The 12,482-nt window shown below is 55.2% G+C and carries 13 protein-coding genes; 10 read left to right on the top strand and 3 right to left on the bottom strand.

Annotation, left to right across the window (positions count from 1 at the left end; genetic code table 11):
• Positions 1-20: 20 nt before the first annotated feature.
• Positions 21-830, bottom strand: a complete 810-nt coding sequence (locus AV656_RS11505; protein ID WP_063182099.1) for a MurR/RpiR family transcriptional regulator — start codon at positions 828-830, stop codon at positions 21-23.
• A 169-nt stretch (positions 831-999) separates the two neighbouring features.
• Here AV656_RS11505 and AV656_RS11500 point away from each other — a divergent pair, with 169 nt between their 5' ends.
• The 4 genes from AV656_RS11500 to AV656_RS11485 are packed head-to-tail and all read left to right on the top strand — an operon-like array spanning position 1,000 to position 5,161.
• Positions 1,000-1,881, top strand: coding sequence for a hypothetical protein (locus AV656_RS11500; protein ID WP_063182097.1), 882 nt, complete (start codon positions 1,000-1,002; stop codon positions 1,879-1,881).
• Entirely contained in the window at positions 1,878-3,578 is a 1,701-nt protein-coding gene (locus AV656_RS11495; RefSeq protein ID WP_063182096.1) for an ABC transporter ATP-binding protein, read from the top strand. Before AV656_RS11500 ends, AV656_RS11495 begins: the two co-directional genes overlap by 4 nt.
• Positions 3,562-4,371: an energy-coupling factor transporter transmembrane component T family protein gene (locus AV656_RS11490; RefSeq protein WP_063182094.1), complete on the top strand. Its 810-nt coding sequence runs from the start codon at positions 3,562-3,564 to the stop codon at positions 4,369-4,371. The genes AV656_RS11495 and AV656_RS11490 overlap by 17 nt, the downstream gene beginning before the upstream one ends.
• 13 nt (positions 4,372-4,384) lie before the next feature.
• Positions 4,385-5,161, top strand: coding sequence for a PHP domain-containing protein (locus tag AV656_RS11485; protein WP_063182092.1), 777 nt, complete (start codon positions 4,385-4,387; stop codon positions 5,159-5,161).
• Positions 5,162-5,401: 240 nt separating this feature from the next.
• Here the strand turns inward: AV656_RS11485 and AV656_RS11480 are convergent, their stop codons facing one another.
• Complete coding sequence (locus AV656_RS11480; protein WP_156484855.1) at positions 5,402-5,650, bottom strand: hypothetical protein; 249 nt, start codon at positions 5,648-5,650, stop codon at positions 5,402-5,404.
• 114 nt (positions 5,651-5,764) lie between these two features.
• Here AV656_RS11480 and AV656_RS11475 point away from each other — a divergent pair, with 114 nt between their 5' ends.
• Positions 5,765-6,910, top strand: a complete 1,146-nt coding sequence (locus tag AV656_RS11475; RefSeq protein ID WP_063182087.1) for a substrate-binding domain-containing protein — start codon at positions 5,765-5,767, stop codon at positions 6,908-6,910.
• A gap of 29 nt (positions 6,911-6,939) precedes the next feature.
• Here AV656_RS11475 and AV656_RS11470 read toward each other — a convergent pair whose 3' ends face one another.
• Positions 6,940-7,467, bottom strand: a complete 528-nt coding sequence (locus tag AV656_RS11470) for a VanZ family protein (protein WP_063182085.1) — start codon at positions 7,465-7,467, stop codon at positions 6,940-6,942.
• A 141-nt stretch (positions 7,468-7,608) separates the two neighbouring features.
• On the opposite strand from AV656_RS11470, the gene AV656_RS11465 reads away from it, so the two are divergent.
• From AV656_RS11465 to AV656_RS11445, 5 genes are all read left to right on the top strand, one after another.
• Positions 7,609-8,628 carry an NAD(P)H-dependent flavin oxidoreductase gene (locus tag AV656_RS11465; protein WP_063182083.1) on the top strand — a complete coding sequence of 340 codons (1,020 nt, stop codon included), beginning with the start codon at positions 7,609-7,611 and terminating at the stop codon, positions 8,626-8,628.
• Complete coding sequence (locus AV656_RS11460) at positions 8,625-8,996, top strand: cupin domain-containing protein (protein ID WP_063182081.1); 372 nt, start codon at positions 8,625-8,627, stop codon at positions 8,994-8,996. The genes AV656_RS11465 and AV656_RS11460 overlap by 4 nt, the downstream gene beginning before the upstream one ends.
• A 115-nt stretch (positions 8,997-9,111) precedes the next feature.
• Positions 9,112-10,749, top strand: coding sequence for a choice-of-anchor I family protein (locus AV656_RS11455; RefSeq protein WP_063182079.1), 1,638 nt, complete (start codon positions 9,112-9,114; stop codon positions 10,747-10,749).
• Between the two features lie 221 nt (positions 10,750-10,970).
• Positions 10,971-11,759, top strand: a complete 789-nt coding sequence (locus AV656_RS11450) for an amino acid ABC transporter ATP-binding protein (RefSeq protein WP_063182077.1) — start codon at positions 10,971-10,973, stop codon at positions 11,757-11,759.
• A gap of 45 nt (positions 11,760-11,804) precedes the next feature.
• Positions 11,805-12,476, top strand: a complete 672-nt coding sequence (locus AV656_RS11445; RefSeq protein WP_063182075.1) for an amino acid ABC transporter permease — start codon at positions 11,805-11,807, stop codon at positions 12,474-12,476.
• Positions 12,477-12,482: the final 6 nt, after the last annotated feature.

Genomic DNA, 12,482 nt, shown 5'->3' with positions numbered 1-12,482 from the left:
AAAAGGCCTGTCGGTGTTCGTCATCTCGGAAGCTCTTTCTGATAAGTCTTGCGAAGCGATGATAATTCTTCCAGTCGGGAAAGCGGGTCAGGCGCTGTTTGGCCCACATGAAGGATCAGTTTTTCGATCAGGTAGACCGGGCCGATCATCGAATGGAATTCACTGGCCTCCCCGCGGCTTGCGTACAGGGTGGCAGCACCGTGAATTGACGGGATCAGCCGGTCGGTGATCACGATGGTTCCGAAGCCCTGCCGCCTTTGACAGTCGAGCAACACTTTCGCCTCTGCCAGGAGACGTCCGAAAGAGAACATGAGTACAGCATCTTCCGCCTCCAGGTGGATGACGTCCTCAAACAGTTCGTTTCCCTGATGCGCGAGCAGCCGGATGTCGATGCCAAGCCTCTTCAGCCGGTAGATGAGCAGTTCGCCCAAACCCCGTGACGGGCCGTTCGCAAGCACGTATACCCGCCTGGCCCGAAGCAGGAGTGCGACTGCCTCGTTGAACTCTCCGTCATCCATATGGTCGCGGGTTTCCTGCAGAAGTGCGACCCCTTTCTCAAGGGGGAGCAGCGCGTCCTCTTTCTGTGTGCGTCGGATCTTCGCGGCGGGTGTGGCATCCACCTCCTTTTTCGCGGCGGCCTTGAAGGCTTTCAGGTTTCGGTGGCCGGCTGCGCGCCAGAACCTTGAGACGGTCGCGATCGAAACCCCTGCTTCCAGCGCAATTTCCTGTTCAGTCGAGATCAGCACCTCCTGGAGATGCCGCGTCACGTACTGTGCCACTTTGAGTTGGCCGGGGGTTAAATTGTCCCAGTCTTCCCGGATGATAGCCATCACTTCTCCCCCTTTTTCCACACACTATACCAGAAAGGCCTTTAAATGATAGAAAAGTTACAGAATGAAAACAAAAGTTTAAAAATTTACATATCGTTAACGGTATTCGCTCTCTGTGTTAACATCCCCCTCTTACAATGAAGATGATCAAACAAGAGGAGGCGTGAAGATGGCAAAGCTGTCTGAACGGTACAAATTGACGCAGTCCCAGAAGATGATGGTTTTTATCCTGTCCATGTCGCTGTACGGATTATCGAACATGATCACAGAGCTGATACCAGAGGTTTATATCGGGCCAATCGAGTTCTCGGTCGAGTATTTTGCATTTATCCCATTGACACTGTGCATCCTGTTCCATCCGTTGTATGCGGCGATCGGCGCATCGGTGGGCGAAATTATCTTTGGTGAACTGATGCTCGGTCAGTTCGGCGGATTCGGGGAGTTGGAGAAGTTCATCGCCTTCTCTCTGGCGATGTATGTCGCGGGAACGTTCGTACGGGATCCGAAAAACAAGATCCAGGTTGGCATCGCCGCGATGCTCGGTGTGATCATCCATCAGTTCATCAGTATGACCGTCGATGTTCTGAAAGTCTGGGTCGGGGTGGAAGAGCTGGAAGTGGTGCCTGGTCTCGCGGAGAGTGTCGTGATCATCGAAGGGTTCTATTTCCTGAATGACATCTTCTTCTCCGGCATCCTGTTCGCGCTGTTGCCGACGGTATACCTCGTGCCCCGGCTGTACGGCAAGATTGAGCCGCTTCTCGGCATGAAGCCCCGTGAGCGGACAGACCGCTACTCATTGAAGGAAGTCATCGGACCGCGTCTTGTGGCTGGCGGACTGGTGCTCGCATCCCTTGCGTTCATGTTCGAGTTTCTGTCGGAGACGGACTTTAACCCGGTTGATTGGGAAGCGGATCTTGGCGGCGGGCTTGAAACCACGCTGATCTGGGTCAGCATCGGCATGGCTTTCCTTATCGCGGTATCGGTCATCGCTGTAATGGTGAAACGCCGTCGTGACAATATGCCTCCGGGGCCGGGCGGAGTAGCGTCATGACTGCCCAGATCGAAGTGCGTGATGTGACCTTCCGCTATCCGGGAGGTGACCGCGCTGTGCTGGACAAAGCCAGCCTGACGGTCGAGAAAGGCGAATTTGTTGCCATTCTCGGCGGGAACGGCAGCGGGAAGTCAACGCTGTGCAAGCTGCTGAACGGTCTGATTCCGCATTACTATACGGGCGATTTCGAAGGGGAAGTCATCGTGGAAAACATGCGGACACTCGACTGCAAGGTGGCAGAGCTGTCCGGTATCGTCGGCTATGTCTATCAGGACTTCGAGAACCAGATCGTCAGTCCGCGTGTTCTGGATGACGCGTGTTTCGCGCCGCTTCACCAGGGGATGACGGATTATCTGGAACGCGGCCACGAAGCGCTCCGTTCGGTGGGTCTGGACCACCGGCAGGATGATTTTATCTGGCAGCTGAGCGGCGGGCAAAAGCACCTGCTTGCACTGGCCGGCATCCTGTCGCTGAATCCGGATATCATCATCATCGATGAGCCGGTCGCCCAGCTGGACCCGAAACATGCCAGGGAGATTTACGATATTTTGCGGTCTCTTAATGAGCAGGGAAAGACCATCATCGTCATCGAACACCATACGGAGTTTGTCGCCGAATACGCACAGCAGGTCGTACTGATGGACGACGGGAAAGTGCTGTTTAAAAAGCCGGTCAAAGAAGCACTGAACGAAGTTGAACTTCTTCTCGAACGCCAGATTTTCCCTCCTCAAGTTACCCAGGCCGCCAGCCTGGCCGGGGTGGACGGGCCTCTTCCGATCACGCCTGATGAGGCGGCAAAGCATTTCAGCGGAGGAGTCCGGCCGCTTCCGTCCGAGACGGGCCCGGCACGTACCGGCGGCGGAGAGGAACTGGTCGTATACCGCGATACAGGATTTTCGGTGAACACGATCACCCGCGAGAAGAGACGGATTCTGGACGATCTGAACCTGACCATCCGTGATGGTGACCATATCGCTCTTGTCGGCAACAACGGGGCGGGAAAAACATCGTTCATGAAGCTGATGACAGGGTTGGTGAAGCCAGATCTTGGAGAGGTCATGGTCTGCGGTGAGCGGACCGCTGACCGCCCCCCGGAATACTTTGCGGAGAAGGTCGCCTATATCCATCAGAACCCGGAGCAAATGTTTATCGATGACAGCGTCGAGAAAGACGTCGGCTTTTTCATGAAGGCACGGAAGACCCCAGATTTGGAAGTGCGGGTGGAGGAACTTCTCCGGCAGTTTCGGCTGGAGGAACTGCGGGAGCGGGACAGCCGTCTCCTGAGCGGCGGCCAGCAGCGCCGTGTCTCGCTGGCAATCGGTGTCGGGATGATACCGGAGATTCTGGTCTTGGACGAGCCGACGGCGAACCTCGATATCGCAACGAGAAAACAGATTACCCGGCTGCTGGATGAATTGAAGCATCAGCTGAAGGCGGTCGTGATTGCAACCCACGACATGCAGCTGGCATGCGAGTTCGCGAATCGGATCATCGTGATGAACGAAGGCCGCATCATCCATGACGGGGATCGGGATTCGGTATTCGGCAATGCCCGGCTCTTGGAAAAGGCGGGGCTCATCCCGCCGCAGGTATTCGCTTTCAGCCAATCAATCGGATGGGAGCCGCCGGCCTATACGGTGGATGAGTTCGTCCGGCGATTTGCAGGGAAGGAGGCTGAACATGGAGTATACGCGTAAGCTGGTAGATAAGCTGTCAGTCGAGCAGTTGAAAGTGGAACTGCTTAACACAGCCTACGGCAACGACAGGACGTTCCTCGCCAAGCTCGATCCGCGCACGCTGTTTATTTGGTACAGTTTCTTTGGAATCGTCCCTTGGTTTATCCATAACGAAAAGGTGCTGGCAGGAATGTTCCTGTTCATGGCAGCCGCTACGTTCACGGCAAGAGTGAGCCCGGTGATCATTTTTATCCTCTGTCTCGGTCTGCTCGGACAGGGCGGCTACTTATTCATCGCGGCACTGTTTTTCGGAGGGGATTGGGCCGTCATGTACCCGTTGCTTGTCCTGACGCTGAAACTCTCGGTTATTTCCCTTGCGAGTATCGCGGCGTTCTGTTCGATGGACCCCGAAAAATTGAGCAACGGCCTGCTGAAGATCGGCGTCCCGGGCCAGGCAGCTTTCAGCATCGCCTATGGCTACCGGATGCTTCCGACCCTGATTGAGGAATATCAGCACGTCTTCCAATCTTTCCGGTTGAGGGGGAAGGCGCCGGAAAAGCACGGATTTCTGTACTGGCGCACGATTGCATACTTTATCAAGCTCGCAGTCCTGTCATTTTATCCGCTGCTGTTGTCTATGGCCAAACGTGCCCGGACGACTGTCGAGGCGCTCGAGACGAAGGGGAGCCTGAACGGCTTTAATGACCCGGCAGTGAAAAAGCTCAAATTGTCCGGCCTGAAGATGGGTCGCGCCGACTATGGTTTTCTATTATTTTCAGCCGTCTACGCGGCGGCATTGTTTATCCTGTTCTGAGGGAGGGCTCATCATGATCATTGATTTCCACACGCATGTCAAATTGTCAAAAAAGTCCCCGTTCATGCCGGATTATTTCCGGCAGATGATGGCCGAGGCAAAAGAAAGCGGCTTGACTGCCATTGCACTCACCGAGCACTTCAACACCACCCGCTGGGAGGATATCTACGATTTCCTCGACGCGGAATATCCATACCGGAGCGGCCACTATGAAGCCGAGGGGATGAAGGTCTTCCCGGGAATCGAAGTAGACGTCCGGGAGAATGGCCACGTCCTGCTGGTCGGGGGACGTGAAGAAATCCGTGCAATTCGTGCCGCACTGGAAGGTCATTTGACGGAAGGGAATTTCATTCCTTTTGAAGGGCTGATGGATCTGGCCGAGGCGCGGGATATGCTGAAGATCGGCGGTCACCCGTTCCGGGACAGCACCCCCCTCGCCTTAAATGTACCGGCCGAACAGCTGAAGCGTCTGGATGCGCTTGACCTGAACGGGAAGGACCTGCATGTGAAAGGGCCGGAAGTTTGCCGCCGTGAGGTTCAGGAGCTTTCGTACACGATCGGTGTCCCGGTTGTCGGCGGCAGTGACACCCACCAGTTTCTCCAATACGGGACGGTCAAGAACCACTTTGATGATGAATGCGAGAATAGTGACGACCTTAAAAAGGCCATTGCCGCATGGAACTATCGCATCGACCTTTCGGACCAGCTCGATCTGAAAGTACGGGCCGCCACATTGGTGAAGAAATACATGAAGCAGTGTCTGGAAGAAAAAGAAGTCATTTCTTTATAAGAACAGATGCGTACGAGGCAAAGCATTTAAAAAAACGCATGCGGGTTGCATGCGTTTTTTATTTTGGGATAATCACTCACGCATGCGCTTCCGGCAGTGAAAGTCTAAGTTTCCGGTCGCGAAATCTGGGGTTGCCGCCGCAAAATCGCAGGCTGCCGTCGCCGATTCGGGGTATGCCGACGTGAACCGGATATTATCCCACAGTGCACACAAAAACACGCATGCCAATTGCATGCGTGTTCAGGCTGTTTGCTGATTCCGGAGTTTTCGCTCGGTGATCCAGTTGCCGATAATTCCGATCCAGAGGACGCCCACGAACCACCAGCGATAGTCATTGTAAAATCCACGTCCGACATCAAAAAACGCCAGAGTCACCGGGATACCGCCGACGATCATCAGCGCGAAGAAGAAATGGTTCAGTTTTTTCATGACTTCACCTGCCTTCAGGATACGGGCCGGCAGCGCGCATTGGTTTCTATGCTTGCTCAACAGCGCCGGCCACGTTCCCATGATGTTGCCTATATTCTACACGAAATAAGGATTGCGGGGCAGTGATGGTTATGCAATAGTTGGAAGTAACACGTGACAATGGGGGCGCCTTACATGAAGCGAGCGGGACAGGTATTGGGGTTTATCGGGATTGTGATCTTCGTTCTTTTTCTGTCCATACCTCTACTTCTGACGGTGCTGTTCGCCGGCGGGCAGGCGTGGATGCCGGTAATCGTGGCAGGAGTGCTCACGGTGATTTTATGGTTCGGCTTTGCGGTGTTTGGAGTCAAACGGAAAGAGATTGTATTTGGAATCCCGCTGGCGCTACTCGCCATCGGCTTACTCATCACTTCGCCGTCGCTTTACAAGCTTACCAAGCCGGTCGTGCAGGACGACGGAGTGAATTTGTATGAGTATGCGCCGTTCCTGGAGGACACGAAGGCAGTCTCCACGGATGAACCCGCTTCTTTCAGGCTGGAAGGTGACCTGCCCGTGATCGACGGAGCGACAGCCCTTTATCCGCTGTACGCCTCATTTGCGCAGGCGGTGTATCCGGAGAAGGATTACGACCCTTATATGAGCGAAGTGATGTCAAACCGGACCGGCCAGGCGTACGAAAGCCTGATCAACGGTGAAGTGGATGTGATCTTTGTTGCCGGCCCCTCGGATGCCCAGAAAGAACGCGCGAGACAGGCGGGAAAAGAGCTGGAACTGACACCGATCGGCAAAGAAGCATTCGTTTTCTTCGTCAACGAACAAAATCCGGTCCAAGGTCTTTCCCAGCAGGAGATCCGAGGTATCTATTCCGGAGAGATCACCAATTGGAAGGATATCGGCGGCAAGAGCGCGGAGATCCGCGCCTACCAGAGGCCGCCGGACAGTGGAAGCCAGACGGCGCTCGAAGCGTTCATGGGCGTCACGCCGATCATGGAGGCGCCGACCGAACAGACCGCGGACCTCATGAGCGGCATCATCGAAGATGTCGCCGACTACCGCAACTATGGCGGAGCCATCGGCTATACATTCCGGTTTTATTCCCAGTCGATGATCGGCAATCATGATGTCCGGCTGCTCGAGATTGACGGCGTGGAGCCGACGGCAGACAACATCCGCTCGGGCGATTACCCGATCGTCAGCGAGCTGTACGCCGTCACCGCGGGCACGGACAACCCGAACGTTGCCCCGTTCATCGACTGGATCCTGTCGGAAGAAGGGCAGGAGATTGTGGAGAAAACGGGATATGTGGGGATTCGGGAGTAAATCCGCCCTCTCCATGTGAAAAGCTCCCTTTAGGGAGCTTTTTTCGATTCAACCATTTTCCACACCACACAACCGACCATCATCCCGAACGTATTCAGGATGACGTCATCCACGTCAGTCGTGCGTCCGAGAAAGTACTGGACCGCTTCCACGCCTCCGGACAGCAGCAGGCCCGCAAGCGTCCCTTTCAAAACGGTATGTCTACGCACCGTTCTTCTCGCCCCGAACAGGAATCCGAACGGCACGAACAGCAGGATGTTCAGGCCGATATTGCGGAGCAGGACTCCCGGACTTTCCGCGTTTGCAATCATCTCGGCCATGCTTTGGAATGGAATCAGGTGAACGGTTTGTTCCCCTGCAGGGCCGAGGTTTTTCGGGTACAGCGTGATAAACAGGATCGCCATGATGCTCAGTGCAAAAAGCACATTTACAAAAATCTGTTTCCTGCCCAGTTCGGGGTTCCTGAGATGAAGAACGACAAAGGTCACCCCTGCGACAAGGGCAGTGAATAAGAGCAACGGGATCACTCCGTCAAATGCTCTCCAAAGCTGTTCCATGGCGGCACCTCCCTGTTCGGAATACCCCCTGTCTACCCGGGAAGCGGGCAGGCCATGCAGGAAGGAAATCGATGGACGGAACGAGAAATGGAATGAGGCGGAGAAATAGACGGCGGATCAGGAATCAAAGGAGACGATCAAATGAACGCAAACTGGTGGAAAGAACTCGAGATGGACTACCCGATCATCCAGGCGCCGATGGCCGGCTCGACAACGCCTGAGTTTATCGCTGCGTGCCTGGACGCGGGGATTCTGGGTTCACTCGGCGCAGGTTACATGACAGCGGAGGAGACACGGGCGGCAATCCGGGAAATCCGGATTCGGTCGGATAAGCCGTTCAACGTCAACCTGTTCGTGCCGGAGCATCCTGAGCGCAACGAGACAGTGATCGGTGAGGCACACCGGGCACTCGCGCCTTACCGGGAGGAACTCGGACTGTCCGGGGAACCGCCGGCTCTGAGCGAGAGCGAGTTCTCGCGCCAGGTGGATGTCATGATTGATGAAGGTGTCGAGGTGGTATCATTCACGTTCGGGCTGCCTGATGAGGACACGGTGCGGAGGCTGAAGGACGCGGGTGCCTTGCTGATCGGCACGGCAACGACGCCGGAAGAGGCGATGGAAGCGGAAGGGAGCGGGATGGACGCAATCGTACTGCAGGGGAAGGAAGCTGGCGGCCACCGGGGGGCATTCATCGGCGAAGACAGGTTCCTGACTCTGCGCGAACTGCTCGACAAGGCCAGGCTGACGGTCCCCGTCATCGCCGCCGGCGGCATCCATGATGCGGAAACGGTCCGTGCGGCGCTGGATGCCGGCGCTTCCGCCGTCCAGGTCGGGACGGCGCTCCTCGTGGCGGAGGAAAGCGGCGCAAATGCCCTACATAAGGAGGCCATTCTGAATTCCTTAGAAGGCGAGACGGTTATCACAAAAGCATTCAGCGGGAAAAATGCGCGCGGGCTCAACAACCGCTTTATCAAGGAAATGGCCGACGCCGCAATTGCTCCGTACCCGATCCAGAACGACCTGACCAAACCGATCCGCTCGGCAGCCGGCAAACAGGGCAAGTCTGGCCTGCTGTCTCTATGGTCGGGCGAGAACGGATTTAAAGCCAGACGCGGCAAAATTTCGGAGATCGTCAGAAGGCTGAACGGAGAAGAGGAGTGAAGCGGTTCCGGTTTGATGCGGGCACAGCGAAACCTGTCACACATGACCGATCTGATTTCACCATCCAGCCTTTTGTCCGCTCCGGAGGCCGCTTCCAGACCGCGCTGATGACACTTGGGGAAAACGGCATCATCGGCTGCCATCAGGCTGCCGTGCCGCAGCTGCTGATCGTGCTCAGCGGAAGCGGGACCGTCTGTAATGAAGAAAAACGGTTCATTTCCGTCAAGGAAGGGTCGGCCGTCTTCTGGGAAAAGGGGGAGTGGCATGAGACCCGCTCGGAAAAGGGGATGACCGCCCTTGCCATCGAGGGGGAGGACCTGACGGAAAGGGACATTCTCCTGGAACCGCACGATACAAACCTTCCGTGATAGTTACCCACGGAGGGATTTTTTGGCTAATCGGTTCTTTAACACGCCCTCAACAATCTCTCAACATTCGATTGTTAAGCTCTCCATTGAAAGCATTTGAGTGGAGGGAACCGGAGTGAAGTTCAGGAATATCGTATGGACAGGCGTGGCCGCCGCCGGGCTGCTGGTTGCGGGCGGACAAAGTTACAAAGTGCTGGGGGAGGAGCCTGCTTTTGTCCAGTACCAGGGCGGACAGATGTCGGTGTCGCAGGTCGGGCAGTATGACAGCGGATCGGGTGAGGGCGGGACGGAGATTCTCGCTTACGATGAGAAGCTGAAGCGGGCATTCGTGACGAACGGAGCGAAGTCGGCGATCGATATCGTTTCATTTAAACAGATGGACTCCGGTGTATTTAATAATATGAAGCGGTTGGACCGCATCCACCTTGCCGAATTTGACATCCGGGATGTGGATGACATCACCAGCGTCGCGGCTCATCCGGATCGTGACCTGATTGCCCTGTCTGTCGTCAGTGACCCGAAGACAGACCCGGGCTACGTCGTTCTGCTTACGAAGGACGGGAAGTTCGTTGATAAAATCCAGGTCGGCGCACTGCCGGACATGGTGACGTTCACGCCGGACGGCAAGAAGCTGCTGGCCGCCAACGAAGGCGAGCCGGCTGATGATTACTCAGCTGATCCGGAAGGCAGCATTTCCATTATTGACCTGGATACACTCACTGCAAAGACGCTGACGTTCGAAGGCGTGTCGCTGGATGAAAAGGTCCGGGTCGGTTCAAAGGGCAGCGTCCTGCAGCAGCTGGAGCCGGAATACATCACGGTTTCCGATGACAGCAAGAAGGCGTTCGTGTCCATGCAAGAAAACAATGCCATTGCTACAGTCGATCTGGAGTCGGACAGGATCACCGGCGTCAAGGGTCTCGGCGTGAAGGATCACTCGATCCCGGGCAATGAACTCGACGGCAAAGAAAACGGTGAGACGAAACTGGAGCGGCTGCCGCTCCTCGGTCTCTACATGCCGGACGCCATCGATACGTTCACGGCTGGCGACAAGACCTATATCCTGACGCCGAATGAAGGCGACGCGAGGGACTATGATGCGTATTCCGAAGAAGCCGACATCGGCGACATTTCGGACCGAATCAAACTTAATGCCAAGCACTACGAAGGGTATAACCAGAAGCAGCTGGACCGTCTGTTGGACAAGGGGCTGCTGAATGAACTGGCGGATACGAAAATCACGCTTGAGAACGGGCTGAATGAAGAAGGAGACTACGAAGCGCTCTATTCATACGGCGCACGCAGCTTCTCCATCTTCGACGCCGAAACGATGGAACTCGTCTATGACAGCGGCAATGAATTTGAGAAAATTACCGCAAAGGCGCTTCCTGAATACTTCAATACGACAAATGACGAGATCACGTATGACGGCCGCAGCTCTTCAAAAGGGCCGGAACCGGAAACCGTGGTGACCGGTGACATCAACGGCACGACCTATGCCTTCATCGCCCTTGAGCGCACAAGCGGCATCATGGTGTATGACCTGAGCCGTCCGGAAAAGCCGAAGTTCATCACATTCATCACGAGCCGTGACTTCAGCGAAGACGTGAAAGGCGATGTCTCGCCGGAGGGTCTGCAATTCATCCCTGCCGATGCCAGTTCGACCGGAAAGCCGCTTCTGGCAGCTACCCATGAAGTGTCGGGGACGGTTGCCGTCTACGAGTTTGAATCAAACAAAGGGAAGAAAGAATAAATGTGGATGAGCAGGACCATAGCCATATAAGCCCGTCCCCTTGTTGCGGAATGAAATCTGCAGCAAGGGGATTTTTATGCTGTTTTCACAAAAAAATACAGATGAAGCACTTACAGAATTAGGGTAAGTAAATCTCGTTGACGATATAGAAATATCACACTATACTAACTCCAGTTAAACCTACTAACCTTATAGGGTTAATCATGGTAGGGAGGTACCAAATGATCAAGGTCACGGATCTGAAAAAAAGCTTTAACAGCACAGAAGTGCTGAAAGGAATCAATTTTGAGGTGAATGACGGGGAAGTCGTGGTCGTGATCGGGCCCTCGGGGTCCGGGAAGTCCACGATGCTCCGCTGCCTGAACTTTCTCGAGCGCCCGGATTCCGGGCTGATCCAGATCGGCGATCAGTCCGTTGATGCCGCCACGGCCAAGCGGGCGGACATCAACCGGCTCCGGATGCAGACGTCCATGGTGTTCCAGCACTATAACCTGTTCAAAAACAAGACCGCTCTTGAAAACGTGGCGCATGCCCTGATCGTCGCCAAAAAGATGAAAAAGAGCGATGCATACGAAAAGAGCCGGGCTTTGCTGAAGGAAGTCGGGCTGTCGGAAAAAGAGGACAACTACCCGGTCGCCCTGTCCGGCGGCCAGCAACAGCGTGTCGGAATCGCCCGTGCGCTAGCAGTCAGCCCTTATGCCATCCTGTTCGATGAGCCGACCTCTTCGCTGGACCCCGAATGGGTAGGGGAAGTGCTGCGCGTGATTGCACGCATAGCGGAGGAGAAGAAGACGATGGTGATCGTCACCCACGAAATGGACTTTGCCCGTGAAATTGCGGACCGTGTCGTCTTTATGGCGGATGGGTTGGTAGTCGAGGAAGGCACGCCTGAGGACATCTTCGACCGTCCGAAAAACGAAAGGACAAAGAGATTCCTGCAAAGCTACCGAAATTCTTCTGCCCGTCAGGAAGCTGCGGTTCGGGCATCCGGCGAAAAGGGCCAGGGGTGACCTGATGGCTCAACAACTTAATTTAATGGTTGGCGGTGTGTACAAATGAACTTCGACATCGGTTATATGATTGAAATCATCCCGGAACTTCTTAAATATTTGCCGATGACGCTTTATCTGGCAATCACGTCCATGATCATCGCAGTCATCATCGGCGTGGTCCTTGCATTGATCCTGGTGAATAAAACGCCCGTCATTCTGCAGGTTGCCAAAGTGTACATCTCCTTTTTCCGAGGAACGCCGGCTCTTGTCCAGCTGCTCCTGATCTACTTCGGGCTGCCGCAACTGTTCCCGGGACTGAATGCGATGTCTGCCGCAACTGCAGCCATCATCGCGTTCAGCCTGAACACGTCCGCCTACCTCGCCGAAATCTTCCGCGCGGGACTCCAATCGGTCGATAAGGGACAGGCGGAAGCCGCGGTGTCGGTTGGCATGACCTACGCGCAGGCCATGAGGGGAATCGTCATTCCCCAGGCCGTGCGGAACGCGATCCCGGCAACAGGAAACATCTTCATCGGGCTGATCAAAAACTCGTCTCTCGCATTTACGATCGGGGTCACGGAATTGCTGTCGCAGGGGAAGCTGCTGGCGACGGCCAATCTGAGATTCTTCGAAGCCTATCTTGCAGTCGGCCTCATCTACTGGGCGCTGACGATTCTGTACAACTGGCTCCAGCAATGGTATGAACACCGGATCGGCAAGCCGTACCGGGTCTGAAACTAA

This window comes from Bhargavaea cecembensis, from assembly GCF_001619585.1.
In the GTDB taxonomy this organism is placed as follows: domain Bacteria; phylum Bacillota; class Bacilli; order Bacillales_A; family Planococcaceae; genus Bhargavaea; species Bhargavaea cecembensis_A.
The sequence above is the reverse complement of the archived record's forward strand: the minus strand, read 5'-3'. Positions and strand labels throughout refer to the sequence as shown.